This window comes from Streptomyces xanthochromogenes, from assembly GCF_014650455.1.
GTDB classification, from domain to species: Bacteria; Actinomycetota; Actinomycetes; order Streptomycetales; family Streptomycetaceae; genus Streptomyces; species Streptomyces xanthochromogenes.
This window is the reverse complement of record NZ_BMUZ01000018.1, coordinates 51,606-77,598: the sequence shown is the minus strand read 5'-3', so window position 1 is coordinate 77,598 and position 25,993 is coordinate 51,606. Positions and strand designations below refer to the sequence as shown.

The 25,993-nt window shown below is 71.6% G+C and carries 23 protein-coding genes and 1 riboswitch; of the genes, 8 read left to right on the top strand and 15 right to left on the bottom strand.

The genetic code is table 11. From position 1 onward, the window contains the following. Positions 1-550 precede the first annotated feature (550 nt). Positions 551-1,759 (bottom strand): acyl-CoA dehydrogenase family protein, encoded by a 1,209-nt coding sequence (locus tag IE267_RS35695; protein ID WP_167155045.1) that lies wholly within the window; start codon positions 1,757-1,759, stop codon positions 551-553. Between the two features lie 366 nt (positions 1,760-2,125). On the opposite strand from IE267_RS35695, the gene IE267_RS35690 reads away from it, so the two are divergent. Next, positions 2,126-3,379 carry a glycoside hydrolase family 18 protein gene (locus IE267_RS35690; RefSeq protein WP_189766072.1) on the top strand — a complete coding sequence of 418 codons (1,254 nt, stop codon included), beginning with the start codon at positions 2,126-2,128 and terminating at the stop codon, positions 3,377-3,379. A 50-nt stretch (positions 3,380-3,429) separates the two neighbouring features. Here the strand turns inward: IE267_RS35690 and IE267_RS35685 are convergent, their stop codons facing one another. Next, the gene (locus tag IE267_RS35685; RefSeq protein ID WP_167155038.1) at positions 3,430-4,089 is read right to left on the bottom strand and encodes a TetR/AcrR family transcriptional regulator; all 660 of its coding nucleotides are present in this window, start codon (positions 4,087-4,089) and stop codon (positions 3,430-3,432) included. A 111-nt stretch (positions 4,090-4,200) separates the two neighbouring features. On the opposite strand from IE267_RS35685, the gene IE267_RS35680 reads away from it, so the two are divergent. From IE267_RS35680 to IE267_RS35670, 3 genes are all read left to right on the top strand, one after another. Beyond that, the gene (locus tag IE267_RS35680) at positions 4,201-4,815 is read left to right on the top strand and encodes a DUF6230 family protein (RefSeq protein WP_161251467.1); all 615 of its coding nucleotides are present in this window, start codon (positions 4,201-4,203) and stop codon (positions 4,813-4,815) included. Positions 4,816-5,075: 260 nt separating this feature from the next. Further along, positions 5,076-5,981: a DUF6114 domain-containing protein gene (locus tag IE267_RS35675; RefSeq protein WP_189766071.1), complete on the top strand. Its 906-nt coding sequence runs from the start codon at positions 5,076-5,078 to the stop codon at positions 5,979-5,981. After that, complete coding sequence (locus IE267_RS35670) at positions 5,978-6,859, top strand: hypothetical protein (RefSeq protein ID WP_189766070.1); 882 nt, start codon at positions 5,978-5,980, stop codon at positions 6,857-6,859. The genes IE267_RS35675 and IE267_RS35670 overlap by 4 nt, the downstream gene beginning before the upstream one ends. Before the next feature lie 15 nt (positions 6,860-6,874). Here IE267_RS35670 and IE267_RS35665 read toward each other — a convergent pair whose 3' ends face one another. Continuing rightward, positions 6,875-7,039, bottom strand: a complete 165-nt coding sequence (locus IE267_RS35665; RefSeq protein WP_161245538.1) for an SCO1431 family membrane protein — start codon at positions 7,037-7,039, stop codon at positions 6,875-6,877. Positions 7,040-7,156: 117 nt separating this feature from the next. Next, positions 7,157-8,518, bottom strand: coding sequence for a C39 family peptidase (locus IE267_RS35660; protein ID WP_189766069.1), 1,362 nt, complete (start codon positions 8,516-8,518; stop codon positions 7,157-7,159). Positions 8,519-8,831: 313 nt separating this feature from the next. On the opposite strand from IE267_RS35660, the gene IE267_RS35655 reads away from it, so the two are divergent. Both IE267_RS35655 and IE267_RS35650 read left to right on the top strand, forming a co-directional pair. Next, on the top strand, positions 8,832-9,524 hold the full coding sequence (locus IE267_RS35655; protein WP_189766068.1) for a uridine kinase family protein: 693 nt from the start codon (positions 8,832-8,834) through the stop codon (positions 9,522-9,524). A gap of 292 nt (positions 9,525-9,816) precedes the next feature. After that, positions 9,817-11,712 (top strand): AAA family ATPase, encoded by a 1,896-nt coding sequence (locus IE267_RS35650; RefSeq protein ID WP_161244674.1) that lies wholly within the window; start codon positions 9,817-9,819, stop codon positions 11,710-11,712. Positions 11,713-11,722: 10 nt separating this feature from the next. Here the strand turns inward: IE267_RS35650 and IE267_RS35645 are convergent, their stop codons facing one another. From IE267_RS35645 to ribD, 10 genes are all read right to left on the bottom strand, one after another. Next, entirely contained in the window at positions 11,723-12,817 is a 1,095-nt protein-coding gene (locus IE267_RS35645) for a hemolysin family protein (RefSeq protein ID WP_167155026.1), read from the bottom strand. Further along, a complete protein-coding gene (locus tag IE267_RS35640; RefSeq protein WP_161244671.1) occupies positions 12,814-14,151 on the bottom strand; it encodes a hemolysin family protein in 1,338 nt (445 codons plus the stop codon). Before IE267_RS35640 ends, IE267_RS35645 begins: the two co-directional genes overlap by 4 nt. A gap of 183 nt (positions 14,152-14,334) precedes the next feature. After that, on the bottom strand, positions 14,335-14,823 hold the full coding sequence (locus IE267_RS35635) for a PH domain-containing protein (protein ID WP_167155023.1): 489 nt from the start codon (positions 14,821-14,823) through the stop codon (positions 14,335-14,337). Positions 14,824-14,894: 71 nt separating this feature from the next. Further along, positions 14,895-15,740, bottom strand: coding sequence for an ATP phosphoribosyltransferase (gene hisG, locus IE267_RS35630; protein WP_161246687.1), 846 nt, complete (start codon positions 15,738-15,740; stop codon positions 14,895-14,897). 47 nt (positions 15,741-15,787) lie between these two features. Further along, complete coding sequence (locus tag IE267_RS35625; RefSeq protein WP_100577332.1) at positions 15,788-16,069, bottom strand: phosphoribosyl-ATP diphosphatase; 282 nt, start codon at positions 16,067-16,069, stop codon at positions 15,788-15,790. Positions 16,070-16,104: 35 nt separating this feature from the next. Beyond that, on the bottom strand, positions 16,105-16,590 hold the full coding sequence (gene ribH / locus IE267_RS35620; RefSeq protein ID WP_100577331.1) for a 6,7-dimethyl-8-ribityllumazine synthase: 486 nt from the start codon (positions 16,588-16,590) through the stop codon (positions 16,105-16,107). A gap of 95 nt (positions 16,591-16,685) precedes the next feature. After that, complete coding sequence (locus IE267_RS35615) at positions 16,686-17,984, bottom strand: bifunctional 3,4-dihydroxy-2-butanone-4-phosphate synthase/GTP cyclohydrolase II (protein ID WP_161246689.1); 1,299 nt, start codon at positions 17,982-17,984, stop codon at positions 16,686-16,688. Beyond that, the gene (locus IE267_RS35610; RefSeq protein WP_161246725.1) at positions 17,981-18,628 is read right to left on the bottom strand and encodes a nicotinamide mononucleotide transporter family protein; all 648 of its coding nucleotides are present in this window, start codon (positions 18,626-18,628) and stop codon (positions 17,981-17,983) included. The genes IE267_RS35615 and IE267_RS35610 overlap by 4 nt, the downstream gene beginning before the upstream one ends. Positions 18,629-18,633: 5 nt before the next feature. Beyond that, entirely contained in the window at positions 18,634-19,242 is a 609-nt protein-coding gene (locus tag IE267_RS35605) for a riboflavin synthase (protein WP_167155020.1), read from the bottom strand. A gap of 2 nt (positions 19,243-19,244) precedes the next feature. Continuing rightward, the gene (gene ribD / locus IE267_RS35600) at positions 19,245-20,306 is read right to left on the bottom strand and encodes a bifunctional diaminohydroxyphosphoribosylaminopyrimidine deaminase/5-amino-6-(5-phosphoribosylamino)uracil reductase RibD (RefSeq protein WP_373304629.1); all 1,062 of its coding nucleotides are present in this window, start codon (positions 20,304-20,306) and stop codon (positions 19,245-19,247) included. A gap of 190 nt (positions 20,307-20,496) precedes the next feature. Then, positions 20,497-20,627: riboswitch (FMN riboswitch) on the bottom strand. Positions 20,628-20,912: 285 nt separating this feature from the next. On the opposite strand from ribD, the gene IE267_RS35595 reads away from it, so the two are divergent. Next, positions 20,913-23,294 carry a chitinase C-terminal domain-containing protein gene (locus tag IE267_RS35595; protein ID WP_189766066.1) on the top strand — a complete coding sequence of 794 codons (2,382 nt, stop codon included), beginning with the start codon at positions 20,913-20,915 and terminating at the stop codon, positions 23,292-23,294. Between the two features lie 111 nt (positions 23,295-23,405). Here IE267_RS35595 and IE267_RS35590 read toward each other — a convergent pair whose 3' ends face one another. Next, a complete protein-coding gene (locus tag IE267_RS35590) occupies positions 23,406-24,545 on the bottom strand; it encodes an ROK family transcriptional regulator (protein WP_167155010.1) in 1,140 nt (379 codons plus the stop codon). A gap of 123 nt (positions 24,546-24,668) precedes the next feature. On the opposite strand from IE267_RS35590, the gene IE267_RS35585 reads away from it, so the two are divergent. Further along, complete coding sequence (locus IE267_RS35585; protein WP_167155007.1) at positions 24,669-25,880, top strand: MFS transporter; 1,212 nt, start codon at positions 24,669-24,671, stop codon at positions 25,878-25,880. The last annotated feature ends 113 nt before the right edge of the window (positions 25,881-25,993 follow it).

Genomic DNA, 25,993 nt, shown 5'->3' with positions numbered 1-25,993 from the left:
ACTGCGCGACCAGCCACGCACGGCCCGCAGCCGAAAACGGGTTTTGGGGGCGCGGGGAACTGCGCGAGAAGCGAGCACGGTCCGCGGACACAAACGGGGTTGGGGGCGCGGGGAACTGCGCGACCAACCGCAAGCGGTGCGAGGCCGAAAAGGGGTGGGGGCGCGAGTTCCGGCGTTATCGGCGCCGCACGGCTCGCGGCCGACGGCAGAGGCGGGCCACCCGCGACCCGCGTGGTCGACCGAGGCGGGGCGGTGCTCGGGTCGAGCCCCGGAGGGGGGTCGTACGGACGGGCGAATTCGGGTGGGGGTGACCCCGGCCCGGCGCGTCCCGTTGGCCAGGCTATGAGTTCGCTGTATTCGAACGCCCCCGGCCGAGGCCGGCGAAGGCTCGTGACGGGCGGCGGCGTCGCCACCCCCGCACCGGCCACCGACCCGCCCATCTACCAGGCCCTGCTGCGGCATTGGGCGAGCCGGGGCCGCACCCTGCCGGGGCGGCGGGATCAGGAGTGGGCCCGGATCGCGGCCGCCCCGGTGTGGCCGGGGCACGGGGTCAGCGGGTCTCCGGACCCGCGAGGTGGCGGGCGATGACCATCCGCTGGATCTGATTGGTGCCCTCGACGATCTGCAGCACCTTCGCCTCGCGCATGAACCGCTCGACGGGGAAGTCCGCCGTGTAGCCGTAGCCGCCCAGGACCTGGACCGCGTCCGTGGTCACCTTCATCGCCGCGTCCGTGCAGAACAGCTTGGCCATCGCGGCCTGGCGCGAGAAGGGGCGGCCCGCGTCGCGCAGCCGCGCCGCGGCCAGGTACAGCGCGCGGCCCGCCTCGATCTGGGTCGCCATGTCCGCCAGCATGAAGCGCAGACCCTGGAAGTCGGCGATGGGACGGCCGAACTGCTGCCGTCCGGTGGCGTATTCGAGCGCCTCGTCGAGCGCGGCCTGGGCCACACCGATCGCGCAGGCCGCGATGCCGAGCCGCCCCGAGTCGAGGGCGGACAGGGCGATCGCGAAGCCCTGCCCCTCCTCGCCGATGCGGCGCGCGTCGGGTACGCGTACGCCGTCGAAGTGGAGCTGGGCGGTGGGCGAGCCCTTCATGCCCATCTTCTTCTCGGGGACGGCGGCGCTGAGCCCCTCCGCGTCGCCCGGGACGAGGAACGCCGTGATGCCGCGGGCGCCTTCCCCGCCGGTGCGGGCGAGGACCGTGTAGAAGTCCGCGATCCCGCCGTGGGTGATCCACGCCTTGGTGCCGGTGATGACCCAGTCTCCCCCGCTCTCGGCTCCGCTTGAGTGGGAGGTGCCCCCACCGTCGCGCACCGCCTTGGTGCGCAGCGATGCCGCGTCCGAGCCCGAGGCGGGCTCGGAGAGGCAGTACGCGCCCAGCAGGCCGCCGCCGAGCATGGCGGGCAGATGCTCGGACTGCTGCTCCTTCGTGCCGTAGCCCGCGAGCGCGTGGCAGGCGAGGGAGTGGACGCTCACGCCGAGGCCGACCGTGAGGCGGGCCGCGGCGAGCTCTTCGAGCACTTGGAGGTAGACCTCGTAGGGCTGGTCGCCGCCGCCGAAGTCCGAGTCGTACGGCAGGCCGAGGAGGCCGGATTCGGAGAGCAGGGTGAAAATCTCGCGCGGGAAGTGCCCGGCGTCCTCCTGCTCGGCGGCCCGAGGCGCGATCTCCCGCTGGACGATGTCGCGCACCAGCGCGACAAGGTCCCGGGCCTCTTCGGTGGGCAGCTGTCGTTCCACCGGCTGTGGGGCACGGTCGGGCATGGCGCGCTCTCCTCCCTGTCGGGCGCTACGACGGACGCACGCGCAGGGTGTGGCGGCGCCGCCGGTGACTCTGCTCTACGACTGTTGCCTTCCCTCCCGGGTCACGGAAGTAGCAGGCGGGCGGCCGTGGCGCTGTGAGTATGCCCGATCGGACGCGTCCCGTCACTGGCTCCAAGATCACGATTTCCCCCGGTCCGGCTTCAACGGGCCGTTGGAATTCGGCACTCCGGAATTGGTCCGAACCATTGACCGCACTGGTCTAGTCCTTCTAGCGTTCCCTTCGACGCCTTAGTGCGTTCATGTCAAAGCAGTGCAAGCAGCACCAGTGCGCGTCCCCCACTCTCCCCTCCCCACGAGGAGAACACGATGCCCGGACCCCGTCCCCCACTTCCCCGGTTCAAGTCCCTGATCGCGGCCGCGTGTACCGCCGCCCTCGGCGTCACCCTGCTCGCCGGCGCGGGCAGCGCCACCGCCGCCCCCGAGAAGGCCCCCGCCCCCGCCCCGCAGGCCGCGGCGGCCGGCTCCAAGGTCGTCGGATACTTCACCGACTGGGGCGTCTACCAGCGCAATTACCACGTCAAGAACATCGAGACCTCCGGCTCGGCCGCGAAGCTGACCCACATCAACTACGCGTTCGGCAATGTCACCGGCGGCAAGTGCGCCATCGGCGACGCCTACGCCGACTACCAGAAGACGTACGACGCGTCCTCCAGTGTGGACGGCACCGCCGACACCTGGGACCAGCCGGTCGCGGGCAGCATCAACCAGCTGCGCGAGCTCAAGAAGAAGCACCCGGGCCTCAAGGTCCTCTGGTCGTTCGGCGGTTGGACCTGGTCGGGCGGCTTCGCCGAGGCCGCGAAGAACCCGGCCGCGTTCGCCTCCTCCTGCTACAGCCTGGTCAAGGACCCGCGCTGGGCCGATGTCTTCGACGGCATCGACATCGACTGGGAGTACCCCAACGCCTGCGGTCTGTCCTGCGACACCAGCGGACGCGAGGCCTTCAAGAACCTTCTGGCGGCCCTGCGTTCGAAGTTCGGCGGCTCCAGCCTGGTCACCGCAGCCATCACCGCAGATGCCTCGGCGAACGGCAAGATGGACGCCACCGACTACGCGGGCGCGGCCGGTTACGTCGACTGGTTCAACCCGATGACGTACGACTTCTTCGGCGCCTGGGCCGCCCAGGGCCCGACGGCCCCGCACTCGCCGCTGACCTCCTACAGCGGCATCCCCACGCAGGGCTTCAACACCGACGCGGCGATCACGAAGCTGAAGGGCCTCGGCATCCCGTCGAGCAAGCTGCTGCTGGGCATCGGCTTCTACGGGCGCGGCTGGACCGGCGTGACCCAGAAGGCGCCGGGCGGCACCGCGACGGGCCCGGCGGCGGGCACGTACGAGCAGGGCATCGAGGACTACAAGGTGCTCAAGACCAAGTGCCCGGCCAACGGCACGGTCGCGGGGACGGCGTACGCGTACTGCGGCAACAACTGGTGGAGCTACGACACCCCGTCCACCATCGCCGGGAAGATGACCTACAAGAACAACCAGGGTCTCGGCGGAACCTTCCTGTGGGAGCTGAGCGGCGACACCACCAACGGTGAGCTCATCAAGTCGATCAGCTAGTACGGGAGTTGGGCCGAAGGGGCGGGGCCGTGGCGGCCACCGCCCCTTCGTCATGCCCCGGGCGGTCCCGGCAGCCAAGACGGTTCGGGCGGTTCCGGCGAGGGGCAGGACGGCTCGAACTCCTCGATGGTGTCCAGGGTGCGCCGCAGCATCCGTACCAGCAGCTCGCGCACGGTGTCGCGGGGCGGCCGCAGCTCGCCCAGCCAGTCCAGGGTGACGCTCTCCACGCTGCCCAGCCACCCGAGCAGCGCGAGCCGGGCCAGGACCGGGATCTCCCGGGTTCCGTAGGCGCCCTCGGCGATGGTGGCGATGAGTTCCTCGCGCACCGCGTCCCGGATGGCCTGCACCTGGGTGTCGAAGCCGACCCCGCCCGTGACGATCGTCCGGTACGCCGCCTGGTGGTGCTCGGCATAGCGGAGGTAGCCGTCGATGGTGCGGTGGACCCGCTCGGCGCGGGGCAGATCGGTGTCGCTGCCCGCGCGGGACACCAGGTCGGCGACGGAATCCTCGACGATGGCCAGGTAGTAGCCCCGCTTGGACTTGAAGTAGTAGTAGATCAGCCCCTTGGCCACCCCGGCCTGCTTGGCGATGTCGTCCATCGACAGTGCGTCGTAGGAGGTGTCGGCGAACAACTTCCGCCCTGTTGCGATGAGTTCGGAGCGACGGACCTGGGATCTCTCGGTCGTACCGCCCTGTTGACTATTATTCAAATTCGGCCCTAGTCTCCAACTGCCACAGGATGCCCGCAGTATGGCAGACCTGCATTCGCACTCCCCCTGCACCGCCCTTCGAGGGTTCGCCGGATCGTACGGGAGGATCAAGTGAGCGCAGCCGGACGGCCGTTGGCCGAAGGCAGAACAGCCTGGAAGAAGACGGCGGTCATCGCCCTGCCCGCGGTGGTCGCGGTCGGGATCATGGCCAATGTGATGGCGGAGGGCGCGCTCGCGGCGTCCTTCGCGGTCTCCGGGACCAGTTTTCAGGTCTCCTCGGGGAAGCTGACCAGCTCGGGGCTCTCCTCGTACGTACAGACCGACCGGTCCGTCGACGGCAAGGGCCACCCGGTGGCCCTGCTCGGCATCGGGGACGCCACGCTCAGCGACATCTGCCAGTCCGCCGAGGTGAGCACCCCGGTCGGCACGGTGGTGTTCAAGCTGACGGCCGGCGGCGACGCGGGCCAAGTGACCGCCAGCAACCTCGTCATCGACGGTGAGGACCTGGTCGGCGACGCCCGGTTCGGCACCGCGGAGATCGGCCGCGACGCATCGACTCTGGACGCCGTCAAGGGAGTTCAGGGCCAGGCGGGCAAGTTCGGCCTGCAGGCCGGGGACATCGAGGTGAACGGTGTGAGGTCGCACGCCTGGTCGGCGACCGGCGGCAACTTCCGGCTGAAGGGGATGAAGGTCGATGTGAGCATCGGCGGCAAGAAGTGCTTCTGAGACGACTCGGGCTGCTCCGGCTCCCCCGCACCGGCGCGACCACCCCCACGCCCCGGCCGCCGGTCCGGGTCCAGGGCGGCCCGCGGCCGGGCGGGGCCGGTGCCCCGGGCGAGGGCGCCGGTTCCCGCGCCGGGTCCGCCCCCGGCGCCCGGACCGGCCGGGGTGGGGGACCCCGCACCGGCGAGGGGACGGGGTTCCGCATCGGCGAAGGGCGCCGCTCCCCCCGGGGCGGGCCCGTGCCGGGCGGAGGTCTTGAGCGGGTGCGGCATCCGTGGCTCGACGAGCGACTCCCGCTGCCCGAGGCCCGCCGGGTGCTGCGCGGCTGGCGACGGACCCGGCCGTTCTGGGCGGGACTCTTCCTCCTGCTCGGCGGCGTCGAACTGCTCGTGGTGCCGCTGTCGCCGCTGACCATCCTGGTCAGTCTGGGGCTCGGCGGCATTGCGGCGATCGGCATCGGGCTCGCGCTCGTCGCGGCCGGCCTCTTCCTCTGGTTCCTGCCACACACCCGGCACTACGTGTCCATCAACGCGCTGATCCTGTCGGTGCTCTCCTTCGCGGCCACCAACCTGGGCGGGTTCCTGATCGGGATGGCGCTCGGCATCACGGGCAGCGCGATGGGGTTCGGCTGGACGCCGAAGGAGCGGCCGGATTCGCGGGTGCCGGACGTCCGCACCCAGCGCACGCTCGCGGCCGCCCTGCCGCTGGCCCTGCTCGTCACGCTCGGCGGGCGTCCGGCCGCGGTCCCGCAGGCCGGGGGGATCACCGCCCCGGCGGTGCCGCCCACGGTCACCACGACCCGCTTCTCGCCCCACGGCTTCCTGCTCGCCGGGGTGACGACGGTGCCGACCGCGCACGGCCCCCTCAAGGTGATGGTGCTCAGGATGACCTCGGCCTCGCTCACCGACTACCGCCTCAACACCCGCGACGGACACGACGAACTCGCCCTGGGGGCCTCCTCGTTGGACCTGAGCGGGAACGTGACGCTCTACCTCTCCAAGTTCAGCGGCTGCCTCGAAGGGCTGATCTGCGTCACCTTCGACCCCAACACCCTGCCGGTGCCGCCGATCGTGCCGCCGTTCGTCTTCATGACCGATGTGTCGGCCGAACAGGCCCTGGTCACCTCGGACTCGATCGTCGCGAACGGCCTGACCCTGGGGGCATCGTGATCCAGATCCAGGCCGCCCTCTTCTGGGCGTACGCGACCGGCGCGACCTTCGCCCTCTCGGCGGCGCGTCAACTCCAGTGGTGGCAGCGGTCGGTGTACCAGGAGGGGGTGCGCACCCGCAGCCGCGCGGCCAACCCGTATCTGATGCTGACCGTGCTCTTCGCGGCCTTGCTCCTGGTGCCCACCGGCCTGTTCATGCTGTGGCAGAACCCGTCGTGGGCGACCATGCAGGTGGCCGGGGGCCACGGCGGGATCTGGGCCGGGTTCGTGCTCTTCTACGCGGGCGGCACGGTCGTCGCGATCGTGCTCGGCTTCCTCGTGGCGCAGACGCTGGTGCTCGTGGGGGCCGGCTACTGGGCGTACCTGCAGAGCGTGGGCGGCCACTTCCTGCTGTTCGGGGTGCTGATCCACGGCTGGGACGGGACCGGCTACCGCCGCCTGCTCACCACGAACCGGACCGCGCTGCGGGACTGGCCGAAGGACAGCGTGGTCAACGACCTGCTGCACTTCCTGACGTCGGGAACGTTCCTCGCGCTGCTCGTCCTCGGGGCCGCCGTGATCGGCACGATGCTGATCACCGAGATCGGCTGGCTGATGGAGGGCTGGGAGCTGCCGGGCGCGGACGAGGACCGCAAGGTGCCCCGGGTGCTCGCGGTGGCCGTCGCGGCGGCCGGGGTCTACGGGCTGCCGTTCGTCGGGGCCGTGGCCGCGAGCGCGCTGGTGCGGCTGCTCGGGTGGCCACTGGGTCTGGTGCTCTTCGCCGCCCTCGCGGGCGCCGTGCTGCTGGCCCGGCGCTCACCGGTGCGACTGCTCTACGGGCTCGTCGGCGTCCCGCGTCGGCACTGGAAGGCCGACCTCGACCTGGAGCCGACGTCCTAGCCGGGGCGGCTCCGGCTACAGCAGGCCCGTCTGCGTGACCAGCATGGCGATGACCACCACGAGGGTCCAGCCCAGGACGTGTTCGAGGACCTTGGGGCCGGTGTCCTTGGGGCCGCCGGTGCGGGCTCGCAGCTCGGCCCGGGCTCGGGGATCGTCGAGGGTGGTGGCAGGCAGGGTCATGGGCTCACTCGTTCGTGTGGCGGTGCACGGTCCCCCCGGTGACCCGTCCACCGTGCCATCGGAACGGCGCCCCGGGGTAGAGACGTTCGTCACTGCACCCGGGGCGCGAAGGGCCGCTCAGCGGATGCCGACGGCCGCGAGGGCCTTGCGCTGACCGGCTGTCGGGGACGCGGGCCAGTACAGGTAGCAGATGCCCCCTGTGCCCGAGGACACGTTTCCGCTCGCGTTGTAGCGCTTGGTCCGCAGCCAGATGGTCTCGAATTCGTGCCGCTTGTAGACGCGCCGCACGGCCGCGTCGCCGGGCGATGCCGGGTCGTGGGCGATGACGTCGCCGTCCGCGGTGAAACCGGTCACGGTCATCAGGTGTCCCGAGGTGCCGTAGCCCGCGCCGGTCAGTTCGGTCGCGAGGAACGACTGGGACGTTATGGCCGGAATGCCGGCGCGGACCAGCCTCTCCACGTCGTTCAGCGAGCCCAGCCGGGTCACCACCGCGCTCAGGTCCCGGTAGGTGGCGGCGTAGGCAGCGTTGAAGGGCCAGTTGCCGCAGCCCTGGTACTGGTAGTCGTACGTCCCGCGGGCCGCCTGGCAGACCTGGGGGTCGGCGTAGGACGGGTCCACCCAGGCGAGGTCCGCGGCGCTCGGGCGGCGCCCCCAGTACTCGATGATCATCTGCGAGGAGGTGGGGCTGCACCAGGCCTCGCCGCCGTTGTCGTACTGGGGGTACTGGCCCTTGTGGATCTCCTGCGAGTAGCTCGGCACCGCCAGCTCGCCCGCGTAGCCCGGTGTCGAGGCGTCCACGGTGAACCGGTCGGGGATGTCCGACGCCATCGCGCCCAGCCGCCACACGGTCGGCGTGAGCCGGCTGCCCGGCGTCCGGTAGAGCGTGACCCGCAGCCGGTAGGAGGCCAGGCGCAGGCCGCCCGCCGGGGTGTCGATGGCGAAGGTGTCCGTCGAGATGGAGCTCTTCCCGTCGCCCTGGCCGTCGACCGAGGTGCGCCGGATGTCCGTGTCGCCGTCGCCCGCCGTCCAGCGGCCCATCACGTACGCCGGTGTGGCGGTGCCGTCGGTGTAGGTGCCGAGCAGCTCGACCTGGATCCAGGTGCCGGGCGGGGTGTGGGCGTTCCAGTGGGCGACGGCCTCGGTGGCGGGGACGGTGGAGCGGTGCACCGGCGAGGTCCAGCTCGCGTACTCCCAGGTGGCGGTCTTCTGGGTGTGCGGGTCGGTGTAGGAGCTCGTTCCGGCGGGCCGCGCGATGACGATGCCGGGGCGCCGGCCGGTCTCGACGCGCACGCCGTGGGCGGCGCCGGAGCGCCAGTCGGCGCCCGAGGTCCAGGCCTGGTTGTCCACGAGCTGCTGGCCCTGCTTCGGTCGGGCGGCGCCGCCGGACGCGGCCGCCGGTCCCGCGGACGCGGTGACGGCGCCGGCCGCGACGGCGACGGCCGCGGCGAGGACGGTTCTGCGGGAGGTGGGGCTTGTCACGGTGAGGACCCCCGGTCGGTCACGGATGGGGTGAGTGCACGACAGCGGGCCCACTATCCCGGGTCGGGGGCACCCTCGGCCAGTGATTCGGCGCGCGCCCCGGCGCCAATATGGGTCTGGACCCCTTGGTCTCGACCACTGGCATGAGCTGGTCGGCTTCCGCGTGGCCACCGGTCGGCCCCCGAGGCGCCCGCGGCCTGCCACCCGCGCGCCCCGCTCCCCCGGACCGGGTACCGTCGAGGTCCCCTCTCCTCCGGAGCCCGCCCGGCATCGCCCCGGCCCGGGCCCGCCCGGAACCACCAGGCAGGACGCGATGACGAGCACGCCCGCTACCGACCCCACCGCGGCTGAACTGGCAGCGTTGGTAAGGGAGTTGCCGCCGTCCTGCGGGCCGGTGCGGCTGGTCGGGGTGGACGGGCACGCGGGCTCGGGGAAGTCCACGTTCGCCGGCCGCCTGGCCGGGGCGCTGGGCGGGGCGCCGGTGCTGCACCTGGACGACCTGGCCACGCACGAGGAGTTCTTCGGCTGGCCCGACCGGCTGGACCGCCAGGTGCTCGACCCGTTCCTGCACGGCGAGCCGGCCCGGTACGACCCGTACGACTGGGAGCTGCGGCGCTTCGGAGCCCCGCGTTCCCTGGAGCCCGCGCCGGTGGTGATCGTCGAGGGCGTCGGCGCCGGGCGCCGGGCACTGCGCCCCCGGCTCGCCCTGCTGATCTGGATGGAGCTGGACGCCCCGGCCTCCTGGGCGCGGGGCCGGGAGCGCGACGGAATCGGACTCTCCGCCTTCTGGGACGACTGGACGGAGGCGGAGATGCGCCATTTCGCCGAGGACCCGTCCCGACCCTTCGCGGGCGCGTTGGTACGTCAGGTGCAGAAGGGGTACGAGTGGCTGCCGGGACTTGATTCGGCTGCCCGTACGAGCCGTTCGCTCACCGAACGTGACGAGCTCACCCCACCGCCCGGAACAGTCGCAAAACAGCCCCCGGAGTGCTTCAACTCCGCTTGACCCAGGGGCCATACAGGTCTTACGTTCTCAATGTGCGGCTTTTCGGAGCCGCCGCGGACGCGAAGCCCCCGGTTGTTCCCCCGTGATCGGGGGCTTCGTTCTGCCCTTTCCTCCCTTCTGAGCCCGTCACGCAGGGCGTTTCACTCACCCTGGGTCACCATCCGAGCTCCCCTCCCGCCCCCTTCGGCAGCGGGCCTTCCCGCAGGTACGATGCACATCGGTGCGGTCAACTCCCGTCAATTCCGTTGTGCGAATGGGCGGTTCAGCACGGGGCACGGTGGTGGGGGACGTGATGGACTTCGGCACTCCGGGGGTACACGCCCCGGCCGATCTCGCTTGGCTGCGCGGGGTGGACGCGTACACGATGGGCGCGTATCCGCAGGCCGAGGAGGAGTTCCGCACCGCGGTGCGGCTCGACCCCTCGATGGCGGACGGCTGGTTGGGACTGCACGCCCTGCGCGTGGACACCACGACCGCCCTGCTGCGCATGTACCGCCATCGCGAACGCTTCGGCGAACAGCGTGCCGGACACCGCAGGACCTTCAACTCCTGGTACTGGCTCGGCTGGTGGGTTCAGCCGGTGCTCGAGAGCCCGCGCGATCTGCTGCTCGCGCACGCCTCCCACTGGCTGGACGGACGTCATGTCCCGGAACTGGACCGGGCGTTGGCGGGGCTGCCGCCCGTGGACGCCGATCCTCAGGTGCGCTTCCTGCACGCCTGCCGGGCCTATCTGGTCAAGGACTGGGAGCAACTGGTGCGCCACACCGAGCCGTTGGTCGACGACCCGCTGCTCGGCATCGAGGCCGGCCTGTTCGGCGGGATGGCCCGGGTCCGCCTGGAGATGTTCGGGCAGGCCGAACCGCTGCTTTCGGCCGCGCTGATGCGCTGCCGCAGCGAACAGCCCCAGCGCAAGGAGCTGCGCTACTGGCTGGCCCGCGCCCACGAGGGCACCGGCCGCTCGGCCGCCGCGCTGCCCCTGTACCGGGCCGTGCACCGTGTCGACCCGGCGTTCATGGACACCGCGGCACGGCTGACCGCGATCACCGAGAACGACGGGTACGAGGGGGCGGACGAGTCCCCCGACCTCGCCGCGGTCGCCCTGTCCGGCTTCGGCGACACCGTGGAGGCCGAGGCCGAATCCGCCCTCGGGCTCGACGCCTCCGACGGCCGCGAGCTGCGGCTCGGCGGTGAGGCGCAGTCGCCGCTCGCCGGTCCCGCGGGGGGCGTGCGCGACGGCGTCCGGGACAAGCCCGGCGTTCCCGCGCAGCCCGCTCCCCCGCAGTTCCCGGCCGGCCCCACCGACCCCGTGCTCCTTTCGGAGGCCCTCGCCGAGCTGGAGCGGATGGTGGGCCTCGAACCGGTCAAGCGTCAGGTGAAGGCGCTGTCCGCACAGCTCAACATGGCGCGGCTCCGGGCGAGTCAGGGGCTTCCCGTCCAGCCGCCGAAACGTCACTTTGTCTTCTCGGGCCCCTCCGGCACCGGCAAGACCACCGTCGCCCGCATCCTGGGCCGGGTCTTCTACGCGCTCGGTCTGCTCGGCGGCGACCACCTCGTGGAGGCCCAACGGGCCGATCTGGTGGGCGAGTTCCTCGGCCAGACGGCCGTCAAGGCCAACGAGCTGATCGACTCGGCGCTCGGCGGCGTGCTCTTCGTGGACGAGGCGTACTCGCTCTCCAACTCCGGTTACAGCAAGGGCGACGCCTACGGCGACGAGGCGCTCCAGGTGCTGCTGAAGCGTGCCGAGGACAACCGGGACCACCTGGTGGTGATCCTCGCCGGATACCCCGAGGGCATGGACCGCCTGCTCGCCACCAACCCGGGCCTGTCCTCGCGCTTCACCAGCCGCGTCGACTTCCCCTCCTACCGCCCGCTGGAGCTGACCTCGATCGGCGAGGTGCTGGCGGCCGAGAACGGGGACGCGTGGGACGAGGAGGCCCTGGACGAGCTGCGCTCGATCAGCGGGCACGTCGTCGACCAGGGCTGGATCGACGAGCTGGGCAACGGGCGCTTTCTGCGCACCCTGTACGAAAAGAGCTGCGCCTACCGGGACTTGAGGCTGTCGATGTATCCGACGACCCCGACCCGCGACGACCTCTCCACCCTGCGCCTGCCCGATCTGATGCAGGCGTACGGGGAGGTCCTGTCGGGTCGCGGCCCCTCGCGCCGCGACCCTCAGGAACCTCTGTAGCTGTCCGGAGCTATCCGGCCAGCGCCTGCTGGGCCTGTTCGCCGCGGGGCTCGGCGAGCCGGGCCAGCGGGGGCGGCTCGTCGCGGTGGGCCGGGTCCCGGACCTCGCCGACGAGCTTCTCCAGGACGTCCTCCAGGGCGACCAGGCCGAGCACCCGCCCGGAGCCGTCCGCGACCTGGGCGAGGTGGGTGGCCGCGCGGCGCATCACGGTGAGGGCGTCGTCCAGGGGCAGTTCGGCCCGCAGGGTGGCGAGCGGCCGCCACAGCTGCTGCGGTACCGCGCGCCCCTGCTCCTCCACGTCGAGCACGTCCTTGACGTGCAGGAAGCCCATGAAGGCGCCGCCCTCCGCGCACACCGGGAAGCGGGAGTATCCGGTGCGTACCGTCAGCTCCTCCAGTTCCCGGGGTGTCACCGAGCAGCCGACCGTGACCAGGGACGCCCGGTCGAGCAGGACGTCGGTGACCGGGCGGCTGCCCAGCTCCAGGGCGTCCTCCAGGCGTTCCTGGGCCCCGGGTTCCAGCAGCCCGGCCTGGCCGGAGTCCTCGACGAGGCGGCCGAGCTGGACGCTGGTGAAGACGGCCTCCACCTCGTCCTTGGGCTCGACCCGGAACAGCTTCAGGATGAGCCGCGCACAGGCGCCGAGCGCGATCGTCACGGGCTTGCAGACCCGGGCGAAGGCGACCAGGCCCGGGCTGAACCAGAGCGCGGTGCGCTCGGGCGCGGCCATGGCCATGTTCTTCGGGACCATCTCGCCGATGACGAGGTGCAGCGAGACCACCAGGGCGAGTGCGATCACATAGCCCAGCGGGTGGACGAGGCCCTCGGGGAGCCGGGCCGCCTGGAAGACGGGCTCCAGGAGCCGGGCCACGGTCGGCTCGGCGACCGCGCCGAGCGTCAACGAGCAGACGGTGATGCCGAATTGGGCGGCGGCCATCATCTGCGGCAGGTTCTCCAGGCCGTGCAGCACCTGGCGGGCCCGCGCGGAGGAGGCGGCCAGCGGTTCGATCTGGCTGCGGCGCACGGAGACGAGCGCGAACTCGGCTCCGACGAAGAAGCCGTTGGCGAGCACGAGCAGCAGCGCGAACAGGAGTTGGAGCAGGCTCATCGGACCGCCTCCGCCACCGGTGCGTCGGCCGTCCGCACGAAGCGGACCCGCTCGGCCCGGTACCGCTCGACCTGGCGGACCTGGATGCGCCAGCCGGGCAGCTCGACCCGGTCGCCGGGGACCGGGATGCGGCCGAGGAGGTCGGCGACCAGGCCGGCGACGGTCTCGTAGGGGCCCTCGGGCGCCTCCAGGCCTATCCGGCCCAGCGAGAGGACCCGGCAGCTGCCGTCGGCCTCCCAGGCGGGCCTGCCGTCCTCGCCCGCCACCACGGCGAGCTCGGGCCGGGCGGCGTCCGCGCCGTCGTGCTCGTCGCGGACCTCGCCGACGAGCTCCTCGACGATGTCCTCCAGGGTGACGACGCCGGCCGTGCCGCCGTACTCGTCCACGACCACGGCTATCGGCTGTTCGCTGCGCAGCCGCTCCAGGAGCTGCTGCACGGGCAGCGTCTCCGGGACGAGCAGCGGCGGCACCGCGATCAGGCCGACCGCGGTGCGCAGCCGCTCGGGGGGCCGCACCGCGAGCGCGTCCTTGAGGTGGACCATGCCGACGACCTCGTCGATGCGCTCCCGGTAGACCGGGAAGCGCGAGAGGCCGGTGGCGCGCGTGAGGTTGAGGACGTCGGCGGCGGTGGCGGTGGTCTGCAGGGCGCTGACCTTGACGCGCGGGGTCATCACGTTCTCGGCCGTGAGGTGGCCGAGCGAGAGGGTCCGTACGAAGAGGTCGGCGGTGTCCTGCTCAAGGGCGCCGGCCCTGGCCGAGTGCCGGACCAGGGAGACGAGCTCGCCGGGTGTGCGGGCCGAGGCCAGCTCGTCGGCGGGCTCCACGCCGAGCGCCCGCACCAGCCGGTTGGCGACGGTGTTGAGCAGCGAGATGAGCGGGCGGAAGAGCCGCGAGAAGCGGTCCTGCGGCCCGGCCACGAAACGGGCCACCTGGAGCGGCTTGGAGACCGCCCAGTTCTTCGGCACGAGTTCGCCGATCACCATCTGGACGGCGGCGGCGAGCAGCATGCCGAGCACGACGCTGATGCCGGAGACCGCGCCGGCCGGGAGCCCGGTGGCGCCGATGGGCCCGTCGAGCAGGTCGGCGAGCGCGGGCTCGGCGAGCATGCCGACCACGAGCGAGGTGATGGTGATGCCGAGCTGGGTGCCCGAGAGCTGGAAGGACAGCTCGCGCAGGGCGCGCACCACGGTGCGGGCCCTGCGGTCGCCCTCGGCCGCCGCCCGTTCGGCGTCCGGCCGGTCGACGGTGACCAGGCCGAACTCGGCCGCGACGAAGAAGCCGTTGGCGAGGATCAGAAGGAATGCCGCGAAGAGCAGCACGAGTGTGATGGTCATGCCGCCGCCTCCTGGGAGGGGGCGGCGCAGGTACTACCGGACGATCCGTCCATTGCTGGAGGGAGTCACTCCTCGGGTCGCTGGTGCCCCGCGGCCGATGAAGCTGGCCCTTGTGCGGGGCGGGGCGCACTCGGCGCCACCGACATCAGGGTAATCAAGATGGTGCCAGGTGGGGCAAGGGGCTCAGCCGTTGTCGTGAGCCGAGCCGGGTGAATCGGGGCCGGTGCCGCGGCTGCCGTGGCTCTCGGCGAGCGCGCGCAGTGCCTTGGCGTCCCGGATGGCGCGGGCCTTGCCGCTGCCGGGCTGGATGCCGAGGGCGGGCAGGCTGGTGCCGTCGGAGAGGTCGAGGAAGACCCAGGGGTCGCCGGGGCGCAGGTTCACCCGGAGGATCTCCGGCCAGGCGAGCCGGCGCCGCGCGGTGAGGTTGACCACGGTGACGCCCGCGTCGTCGGCGACCACCTTGGGCCGGCTGAGCAGCACGAGCACCCCGGCGAACAGGGCCGCCATCAGGATGAAACTGCCCCGCTCGCCCCCGCTCAGGGTCTCCAGGAGCAGCGACATCACCGTCATGGCGACGAACATGGCGGCGGCGCTGATCAGCAGGACGGCCCGGGTCACGGTCGGCCTGAACGTGACCGGCAGGACGGGGGGTTGGGGCACGGGGGCGGACACGGTGTCGTTCGCTTTCGTCGCGGTCGTCTTCGTCGCTGTCGTCGGCGGCGCCGCTCGGCGCCGTGCGCGGGTCAGAGGCGGCAGGCGTGGATGGCCGTGGTGAGGATGGCGCGGGCGCCCAGCTCGTACAGGTCGTCCATGACCCGCTGGGAGTCCTTGGCGGGGACCATGGAGCGTACGGCGACCCAGCCCTCGTTGTGCAGCGGGGAGATCGTCGGCGACTCCAGGCCCGGCGTGAGCGCGACCGCCCGCTCCAGGTGCTCGGCGCGGCAGTCGTAGTCCATCATCACGTAGCTGCGGGCGACCAGGACGCCCTGGAGGCGGCGCAGGAACTGCTGGACCTTGGCGTTGTCCTCGGCGCCGGTGCGGCGGATCACGGCCGCCTCGGACTTCATGATCGGGTCGCCGAAGACCTCCAGGCCCGCGTTGCGCAGCGAGGTGCCGGTCTCCACGACGTCGGCGATGACCTGGGCGACGCCCAGCTCGATCGCGGTCTCCACGGCGCCGTCGAGGTGCACCACGGAGGCGTCCACACCGGCCTCGGCCAGGTGCTTGGCGACGATGCCCTCGTAGGAGGTGGCGATCGTCTTGCCGGCCAGGTCCTCGATGCCCGAGACGGTGCCGGGCTTGGCGGCGAAGCGGAAGGTGGAGCGGGCGAAGCCGAGCGGCAGGATCACCTCGGCCTCGGCGCCGGAGTCGATCAGGAGGTCCTCGCCGGTGATGCCGATGTCGAGCTTGCCCGCGGACACGTAGATCGCGATGTCCTTGGGGCGCAGGTAGAAGAACTCGACCTGGTTGACGGGGTCGACGAGGACGAGTTCCTTCGACTCCTTGCGCATCCGGTAGCCGGCCTCATGGAGCATCGCCGACGCAGGTCCGGACAGTGAACCCTTGTTGGGGACGGCGATGCGCAGCATGAGGTCAGCTTCCTTTTCGTACGGGAGAGATGTGCTGGAGGGCGTGCTCAGAGGTGGGCGTAGACGTCGTCGAGGGAGATCCCGCGCGCGACCATCATCACCTGGACGTGGTACAGCAGCTGCGAGATCTCCTCGGCGGCGGCTTCCTTGCCCTCGTACTCGGCGGCCATCCAGACTTCGGCGGCTTCCTCGACGACCTTCTTGCCGATGGCATGCACGCCCTTGTCCACCAGCTCGGCGGTGCGGGAGGTGGAGGGGTCGCCGTTGGCGGCCTTGAGCTGGAGCTCGGTGAAGAGCTCTTCGAAGCTCTTGGAGGGTTTGTTCGCCATGATGCTTCTTAGGGTAAGGGGTGGGTTCCGGTCGCTCAGCGCCAGGGTTCGCTGACCGTGCGCAGCGTGGCCGCGGTGGCCACGGCGGCGGTGACCGCTTCATGGCCCTTGTCCTCGTTCGACCCTTCGAGGCCGGCCCGGTCCAGGGCCTGCTCCTCGGTGTCGCAGGTCAGCACGCCGAATCCGACGGGTACGCCGGTGTCGACGGTGACCTGGGTGAGGCCGTTGGTGACACCCTGGCACACGTACTCGAAGTGCGGGGTGCCGCCCCTGATGACGACGCCGAGCGCGACGATGGCATCGTAGCCGCGGCCCGCGAGCACCTTGGCCACCACGGGCAGTTCGAAGCTGCCGGGGACGCGCAGCAGCGTCGGCTCGTCGATGCCGAGCTCGTGCAGGGCGCGCAGGGCGCCGTCGACGAGTCCGTCCATCACCTTCTCGTGCCACTGTGCCGCGACCACCGCGACACGGAGGTCTCCGCAGTTGCGTACGGACAGTTCGGGTGCGCCCTTGCCGCTCACGTGCTCTCCTTCAGGTGTTCTGGGACGTGCTGTGTTCTGGACGTGCTGTGTTCTGGGATGTGCGAGGTCTCGGACGTGCGAGGTCTCGGACGTGCTTACTGGTTGCCGCAGGCCGACATCGGCGCGGGGCCGCCGTCGAGCCACGGCAGGTCGTGTCCCATGCGGTCCCGCTTGGTGCGCAGGTACCGCAGGTTGTGCTCGCCCGCCTGGACGGGCATGGGCTCGCGGCCCGACACCGTCAGGCCGTGCCGGACGAGCGCGGTGATCTTGTCGGGGTTGTTGGTCAGGAGCCGCAGGCTCCGCACGCCGAGGTCGGTGAGGATCTGGGCGCCGGCCGCGTAGTCGCGGGCGTCGGCGGGCAGGCCGAGCTCCAGGTTGGCGTCGAGGGTGTCCCGGCCGCGCTCCTGGAGTTCGTAGGCCCGGAGCTTGGAGAGCAGGCCGATGCCCCGGCCCTCGTGCCCGCGCAGATAGACCACGACGCCCCGCCCTGCCTCGGTGATGCGCTCCATCGAGGCCTGGAGCTGGGGGCCGCAGTCGCAGCGCAGCGAGTGGAAGATGTCGCCGGTCAGGCACTCGGAGTGGACCCGGACCAGGACGTCCTCGCCGTCGCCGATCTCGCCGTGGACCAGGGCGACGTGCTCGACGCCGTCGACGGTGGAGCGGTAGCCGTAGGCGGTGAACTCCCCGGCGGCGGTGGGCAGATGGACCTCGGCCTCGCGGCGCACGGTGGGCTCCGCGGAGCGGCGGTAGGCGATCAGGTCCTCGATGGAGATGATCGTCAGGCCGTGCTTGCGGGCGAAGGGCACGAGCTCGGGCAGGCGCAGCATGACGCCGTCCTCGCCCGCGATCTCGACGATGGCGCCGGCCGGGGCAAGACCGGCGAGCCGGGCGAGGTCGACGGCGGCCTCGGTGTGGCCGTTGCGGACCAGCACCCCGCCGGGCTTGGCGCGCAGCGGGAAGATGTGGCCGGGGCGGACGAAGTCGCCGGATGCGGAGCGGCCGTCGGCGAGCAGGCGCAGGGTGGTGGCGCGGTCGGCGGCGGAGATGCCGGTGCTCACGCCGTGGGCCGCCGTGGCGTCCACGGAGACGGTGAAGGCGGTCTTCATCGACTCGGTGTTGTGCTCGACCATCTGCGGCAGTTCGAGCCGGTCGAGGTCCTCGCCCTCCATGGGCGCACAGATCAGACCGCGGCACTCGCTCATCATGAAGGCGACGATCTCGGGGGTGGCCTTCTCGGCCGCGATGACGAGGTCGCCCTCGTTCTCGCGGTCCTCGTCGTCGACGACGACGACGGGCCGGCCCGCCGCGATGTCGCGGATGGCCTGCTCGACGGGGTCGAGGGAGAGGTCCTCGCGGTTGTCGGTGGAGTACCAGGTGGGTGCGTGCGTGGTCATGCCGTCGCTCCTTCCAGGACGGGCTTGACGCTCGTGCGCGAGCGCAGCCACCAGTCGCGCATGCCCCACAGGACGAGCGCGCCGTAAATGACGTAGACGAAGCCGGAGAAGGCGTATCCGTTGGCGAAGTTGAGCGGGACGCCGACGAGGTCGACGAGCAGCCAGGCGAACCAGAACTCGACCATGCCGCGGGCCTGCGCGAACATCGCCACGACGGTGCCGACGAAGACGTACGCGTCGGGCCACGGGTCCCACGAGAGCGCCGGGTAGGCGGTGAAGAGCCCGGCCACGGCGACCGTGCCGACGGCGGCGCCGCCGAGCAGGAAGGCCCGCTCGCGCCAGGTGGCGAACCGTACGGCGATGGAGCCGTCCTGCGCCTGCTGCCGGCCGCGCCGGGTCCAGGCGAGCCAGCCGCCGGCCGCGACGACCATGACCACGACCTGCTTGCCCGCGCTGCCGGAGAGGTGTCCGGCGGCGAACGCCACGAACAGGATCAGACCCGAGACGAACTGGGCGGGCCACGTCCATATGGAGCGGCGCCAGCCGAGGGCGAGGGCGATCAGGCCGATGGTGTTGCCGATCATGTCCGACCACTTGATGTGCTGACCGAGGACCGTGAAGGCCTCGCCGTTCAGCCAGTTCACTGCGCTCACTTGGCGTTCCCCCCGTGGCTCGCGCCGAGCAGCCGCTCGACGTACTTGGCGATGACGTCGACCTCAAGGTTGACCGGATCGCCGGGCTGCTTGATGCCGAGCGTGGTCAGCGCGAGGGTGGTCGGGATGAGGCTGATGGTGAAGTAGTCGGCGGCGGCCTCCACGACCGTGAGGCTGACGCCGTCCACGGTGATGGAGCCCTTCTCGACGACGTACTTGGAGAGGTCGGCGGGCAGGGCGATCTTGACGATCTCCCAGTTCTCGGAGGGGGTGCGGGCGAGCACCGTGCCGGTGCCGTCCACGTGCCCCTGCACGATGTGGCCGCCGAGCCGGCCGCCCACGGCCATGGGCCGCTCCAGGTTGACCCGGGAGCCGGCTTCGAGGGCGCCGAGGCTGGAGCGCTTGAGCGTCTCGTCCATCACGTCGGCGGTGAACTCGCCGTCGCCGAACTCCACGACGGTCAGACAGACGCCGTTGACGGCGATGGAGTCGCCGTGTCCGGCCCCTTCGGTGACGAGGGGGCCCCGCAGACGGAAGCGGGAGGCGTCACCGAGGGTCTCGATGGCGACGACCTCGCCCAGCTCTTCGACGATTCCGGTGAACACGTTCAGCGCTCCTTGGCGAGAGGGGTGGCAGTGATGCGCAGGTCGGGGCCGATCCGTACGGCCTCGGTGATGTCGAGCCGCAACGCGTCGGCGATGGTGCTGATTCCCGCTCCGGCGAGCGCGGTGGGGCCGGCGCCGAGCAGGGCGGGGGCGAGGTAGCCGACGACCTTGTCGACGGCGCCCGCGGCGACGAAGGCGCCGGCCAGGGCCGGGCCGCCTTCGAGGAGTACCGAGCGCACGCCCCGGGTGTGGAGCGCGGCGAGCAGCGCGGGGATGTCCAGGCCGCCGGTGGCGCGCGGGATGCGCAGGACCGCGGCCGCGGGCAGCTGGGACGCGTCGGCGTCCTGGGCGACCGCGATCAGGGTGGGCGCCGCGTCGTCGAGGATGCGGGCGCCGGGCTTGACGGCGGTGGCGTTGGTGTCGACTGCCAGGCGCAGCGGCTGAGTTGCCCCCTCGATGCCGCGCACGGCGAGGTGCGGGTCGTCGGTGCGGGCGGTGCCGGAGCCGACGACGACGGCATCGCACTCGGCGCGCAGCCGGTGGACGTCGGCGCGGGCCTCGGCGGAGGTGATCCAGCGGCTGGTGCCGTCCTCGGCGGCGGTGCGCCCGTCGAGGGTGGCCGCGTACTTCCAGGTGACGTGCGGACGGCCGAGCCGCATCGAGGTGAGCCACGCGGCGTTGACCGCCTCGGCCTCGTCGGCGAGCAGGCCGCGCTCGGCCCGGACGCCGGCCGCGCGCAGGGTGTCGGCGCCGCCGGTGGCCTGCGGGTTCGGGTCGCCGACGGCGTAGTGGACGCGGGCGACGCCGGCCTCGATGAGCGCCTGGGCGCAGGGCCCGGTGCGGCCGGTGTGGTTGCAGGGTTCCAGGGTGACGTAGGCGGTGCCGCCACGGGCCCGCTCGCCCGCGTCCCGCAGGGCGTGGACCTCGGCGTGCGGGCCGCCGGCCCGCTGGTGGTGGCCCTCGCCCACGAGCGCGCCCGAGGCGTCGGTGATCACGCATCCGACGACCGGATTGGGGCTGGTGGAGCCGAGTCCGCGGGCCGCGAGCTCGACGGCTCGGCGCATGGCGTCTGCGTCGGCTGTGGATGCCACCGGGTCCTCCTGCCTCTTCGGGCACGGACTCCGGGGCCTGTCGATGACGACAGAGAGCGGGAAAGGACCATCGCGCACAGCTCACGCCGCGGCCGAAAGAGACCGGTGCCCTGGTGGACGACCGGTAACAGACGGCCGACGTGACCGGTCAACGGTCCGCCCGCCGCGCACTGCCTCCCATCCGGACTTTCACCGTCGGTCCAGGAATTTCACCTGGTCAACCGGCCGCTGGATGCGGACGGGTCGCGGACTATAACCGCCGGTTCGGAATTACACCGACCCCGGAGTGCGCTGCTGCTGGTACAGGGCCAGTGTGCCACGCCTGCTCGAAGGCCATGCGAGTGAGTGGATGTGGCCTGGCTCACAGATTGGCCGGATTCCAGCGGCGCCCGGCCCGGAGCCGAGCGGAACGCGACCAGCGGCATGTGCCTTTGGTCCATACCTATTGACGCACTGGTCTAGTCCTTTTAATCTCTGCGTCACCTCCGAGGAGAGGCCCGCCGGTGTGCGCACACCGGGGCCGCGCACGACCACCGCCCTGTTCGTTGTGTTCCGCCCACCTCCCAGGAGGAACTGCCCGTGTTCTCCCCCACCCGCAGACGCACCGCGCTGCTCACGGCCGCCACCGCGGTCGCCGGGCTGCTGTTCGGCGCGCTCTCCACCGGCGTCTCGCAGGCCGCCGTCGACAACGAGGCCTGTCGTCCGGACGGCCTGTACAAGACCCCGGGCGTCGACGTCCCGTACTGCTCGGTGTACGACACCGAGGGCCGCGAGAAGATGGGCGCCGACCACCAGCGCCGCGTCATCGGCTACTTCACCGGCTGGCGCACGGGAACGGACGGGACGCCCGCCTACCTCGCGTCCGACATCCCGTGGGACAAGGTCACCCACATCAACTACGCCTTCGCGCACGTCGGTTCGGACAACAAGATCTCCGTCGGCACCGACAGCGAGAAGAACGCTGCGACCGGGATGACCTGGCCGGGCGTCGCGGGCGCCGAGATGGACCCCTCGCTCCCCTACAAGGGCCACTTCAACCTGCTCAACAAGTTCAAGAAGCAGCACCCCAACGTGAAGACCCTCATTTCCGTGGGCGGTTGGGCCGAGACCGGCGGCTACTTCGGCGACGACGGCAAGCGCGTGAACTCCGGCGGCTTCTACTCCATGGCCACCAACGCGGACGGCTCGGTCAACCAGGCCGGCGTCGACACCTTCGCCGACTCGGCGGTCGCGTTCATCAAGAAGTACGGCTTCAACGGCGTCGACATCGACTACGAGTACCCGACGACGATGAAGGACGCGGGCAACCCGCTCGACCTGACCGTCTCCAACGCCCGCCGGGCCGGTCTCGTCAAGGGCTACGCGGCGCTGATGAAGTCGCTGCGCGAGAAGCTCGACCGCGCGGGGGCGGCCGACGGGAAGCACTATCTGCTTTCGGTGGCCGCGCCGTCGTCCGGCTATCTGCTGCGCGGCATGGAGACCTTCCAGGTCCAGCAGTACCTGGACTACGTCAACATCATGTCCTACGACCTGCACGGCGCCTGGAACCAGTACGTCGGCCCCAACGCCTCGCTGTTCGACGACGGCAAGGACGGGGAGCTCGCGGCCGCCGGGGTCTACTCCACGTCCCAGTACGGCGGCATCGGCTACCTCAACGCCGACTGGGCCTATCACTACTTCCGCGGTTCCATGCCGGCCGGGCGCATCAACATGGGCCTGCCGTACTACACGCGCGGCTTCGAGAACGTGCAGGGCGGCACCAACGGCCTGTGGGGCAAGGCGCCTTCGAGCAACTGCCCCGCCGGTTCCGGCCTCACGGCCTGCGGTGACGGCGCCGTCGGCATCGACAATCTCTGGCACGACCTCGACGCCAACGGCAAGGAGGCCCCGGCCGGCTCGAACCCGATGTGGCACGCCAAGAACCTGGAGAAGGGGATCGTCGGCGACTACGTCACCAAATACGGCCTCCCGGCCGCCACCAAGCTCACCGGCACCTACGTCCGCAACTACGACTCCACGCTGGTGGCGCCCTGGCTGTGGAACGACCAGAAGAAGGTCTTCCTGTCCACCGAGGACGAGCAGTCGGTGGGAGCCAAGGCCGACTACGTGGTGGACAAGGGCATCGGCGGCACGATGGTCTGGGAGCTGGCCGGCGACTACCAGTGGAACGCGGGCAAGGGCCAGTACGAGCAGGGCTCGACCCTGACGAGCGAGATGTACGACAAGTTCAAGTCGGCCACCCCGTACGGCAACAAGCGCTCCACGATCGCCCTGCCCACCCAGGCGCTGAACATCGGCGTGGACTTCGGGCAGTTCCCGCTCGGCGACTCCAACTACCCCATCAGCCCCAAGGTGACCCTGACCAACAACACCACGGCGACGCTGCCCGGCGGCACGGAGTTCCAGTTCGACTACGGCACTTCGGCGCCCGCCAACGCCAAGGACCAGTCCGGTTTCGGCACGACGATCGTGCGCAGCGACCACACCGCGGCCAACAACATCGGCGGGCTCAAGGGCGACTACAACCGCGTCTCGCTGAAGCTGCCGAGCTGGCAGTCACTGGCCCCGGGCGCCTCGGTCACCCTCGACTTCGTCTACTACCTGCCGGTTTCCACCCCCTCGAACTGGACGGTGACCTTCGGTGGCAAGACCTACGCGCTGGCCGGCGACCACACCCGGGGGGCCGTCGTGAGCGACCCGGGCACCTCGACGCCCACCCCGACTCCCTCGGGAACACCTGCCCCGACCCCGTCGCCCTCGGGCACGACCGGCCCCTCCCCGTCGCCGACACCGCCGGGCGGCACCTGCGCGGCGCCGGTCTGGTCGGCGGGTTCCGCGTACGGCGGCGGCACGACCGTCTCGTACAAGTCCCACACCTGGAAGTCCAAGTGGTGGACGAAGGGCGAGGAACCGGGTACTACCGGTGACTGGGGAGTGTGGCAGGACCTCGGCGCCTGCTGATCGAGCTCCCCGCACGAACGCCCGGCGGCGGTCTCCCGGCCCTTGGCCGCCGTCGGGTGCTGGTATGTGAAGCCACGTCAGATCTGCGGTGCCGTCAGTTTCCTTGCCACATCAGGGATTTGGCGTGAAGAGGTCGTCCTGGGCGGCATCCCGCGCGGTCAGCAGGGCGCCGCTCAGGACCGCTCCGTCACCCAGCGCGCTCGGTCTGACCTCGGCGCGGAGCGGTGTCAGGGCGTCCAGCGCGCGCTGTACGCGGGAGGCGAGCAACTGGCCGCCGGCGTGGCCCAGTTCGCCGCCGAGCACGATGAGCCCGGGGTCCAGGACCGCGACCACGGCCGCCGCTCCGATCGCGAGCCGCTGGGCCAGCGCGTCGAGGAAGGGCCCGTCGGCGTCCCGTACGGCCTCCTCCGCGCTGCCCGTCCGTCCGAACCCGGCGGCGAGGCGTGCCACCGCACCCGCGTGCACCAGTTCGTGGAAACCGCCGTCGCAGCCCGTCGAGGACGGCAGTCCGCCGGTGCCCGGCACCGGCATGAACCCGATCTCGCCCGCGCCGCCCGAGGCACCCCTGCGCAGCTTGCCGTCCAGGACGAGGGCCGAGCCGATGCCCTGGCCGAGCCACAGGAGCACGAAGGTGTCCTGCCCTCGGGCGGCACCCAGGCGCTGTTCGGCCACGGCGGCCAGATTGGTCTCGTTCTCGACGAGCACGGCGGCCGGCAGCCGCCGGGCGAGGACGCGGACGAGCTCGCGGTGCCACGCGGGCAGCCCGCTGGTGTCGCGCAGCTCGCCGCTGGCCGGGTCGATGAGCCCGGGAGCACCGACCCCGACGCTGTGCAGCCGATCCGCCCCGGCCTCCTTCGCGGTGCGCTCCAGGAGCGCGACGGCCTGCTCGACGGCGGGACCCGTCCCCGACTCCGGGTCGATCGGCAGGGTCGCCTCGGCGAGGGTGTGCCCGAGCAGGTCGGCCACGACCAGCGAGACGCTGTCGGTGCGTACGTCCAGGGCCGCCAGATGCGCCCGGTCGGCGACGATCGCGTAGAGACGCGCGTTGGGGCCGCGCCGCTCGGCGCCCGACTCCCCCACCACATGGACCAGGCCGGAGCCCTGGAGGCGTTCAACGAGGTCGGCGACGGTGGGCCGGGAGAGTCCGGTGAGGTTCTTCAGCTGGCCTGCCGTCAACGGCCCCTCGTCCTGCAGGAGGCGCAGGGCGAGCCGGTCGTTGATGGCCCGGGCGGTGCTCGGGGATGCGGGCATGCCGGGAATCCTTCCAGATCACCGAAAGCGGATCGCTACCCGTTCTATTTATCAGGCAGGCTTCCTGATAGTTTACGGCCCGGCGGCGGGAAGGCCGCCCCGAGGGAGGGAAACCCGGTCGACATGGCAGCCGAACTTGCTCTGGATCCACGGCAGTTGAGGCGGGCGCGGATCGCGATCGCCGCGGTGTTCTGTGTGCACGGCGCGGTGACCGGCAACTTCGCCACCCGGGTCCCCTGGATCCAGGAGCACGCCGGGGTCTCCGCGGGCCAGCTCGGCCTCGCCCTCGCGTTCCCGGCGATCGGCTCCTCGCTCCTGATGCCGCTGTCCGGTGCGATCACCCACCGGTTCGGGGCGCGCAACGCGCTGCGCGGGCTGCTCGCCCTGTGGACCCTGGCCCTGACGCTGCCCGCGCTCGCCCCGAACGTCTACACGCTGTGCGCGGTCCTCTTCGTGTACGGGGCCAGCGCGGGGATGGCGGACGTGGCGATGAACGCGCTCGGCGTGGAGACCGAGAACCGGCTCGGCCGCTCGATCATGTCCTCGCTGCACGGCATGTGGAGCGTGGGCGCACTGATCGGCTCCGCGTCCGGGACGCTCGCCGCGCACCTCGGGGCGGACGCCCGGCTGCACCTCACCCTGGCCGCCGCCGTCCTGACCCTGCTCGGCTTCGCCGCCTGTCAGGGCGTGCTCGACCTGCGCAGCGCCCCCGACGAGACGCCGCCGCCCCGGTTCACGCTGCCGCCCAGGTCGGCACTGATCATCGGCATGGTGGCGTTCTGCGCGGTGTTCGCCGAGGGCGCGAGCATGGACTGGTCGGCGGTCTATCTGCGCGATGTGCTCGACGCCTCGGCGGGTACGGCCGCGGCCTGCACCACCGCGTTCACGCTGACCATGGCGGTGGCCCGGCTCGCGGGCGACAAGGGGGTGGACCGCTTCGGGGCCGTGCGGACGGTCCGCGCCGGAGGGGTGCTCGCGACCCTGGGCGGTGTGCTCGTGGTGTTCGCGCCGGGCCAGGCGGTCGCGATGGCCGGGTTCGGTCTGATGGGCCTCGGGGTGGCCGTCGTGGTGCCGCTCGCCTTCGCCGCCGCGGGGCGCAGCGGCCCCAACCCGAGCCAGGCCATCGCCGGTGTGGCGACCATCACCTACACCTCGGGCCTGGTCGCGCCCTCCGCGATCGGCGGGATCGCCGATCTGACGTCCCTGGTGACCTCGTTCGGCCTGGTGACCGTGCTCGCGCTCGGCCTCGTGGCGGGGGCGCGCGTACTGCGGGCGGGGGTCCGCCCGCAGGAGGCGCCCGACACGGCGAGCACGCCGTCGGTCCGCCAGTCCTGAAGCCGCCACGCGCGCCCGTTGGGCGGGCTCGGCGAGGGAGGTCGGGATCCGGCACTAATATTTGGCCTGATCTTTCCTTGGCATCGACCCCCCACTGACGAACTGGAGCGACC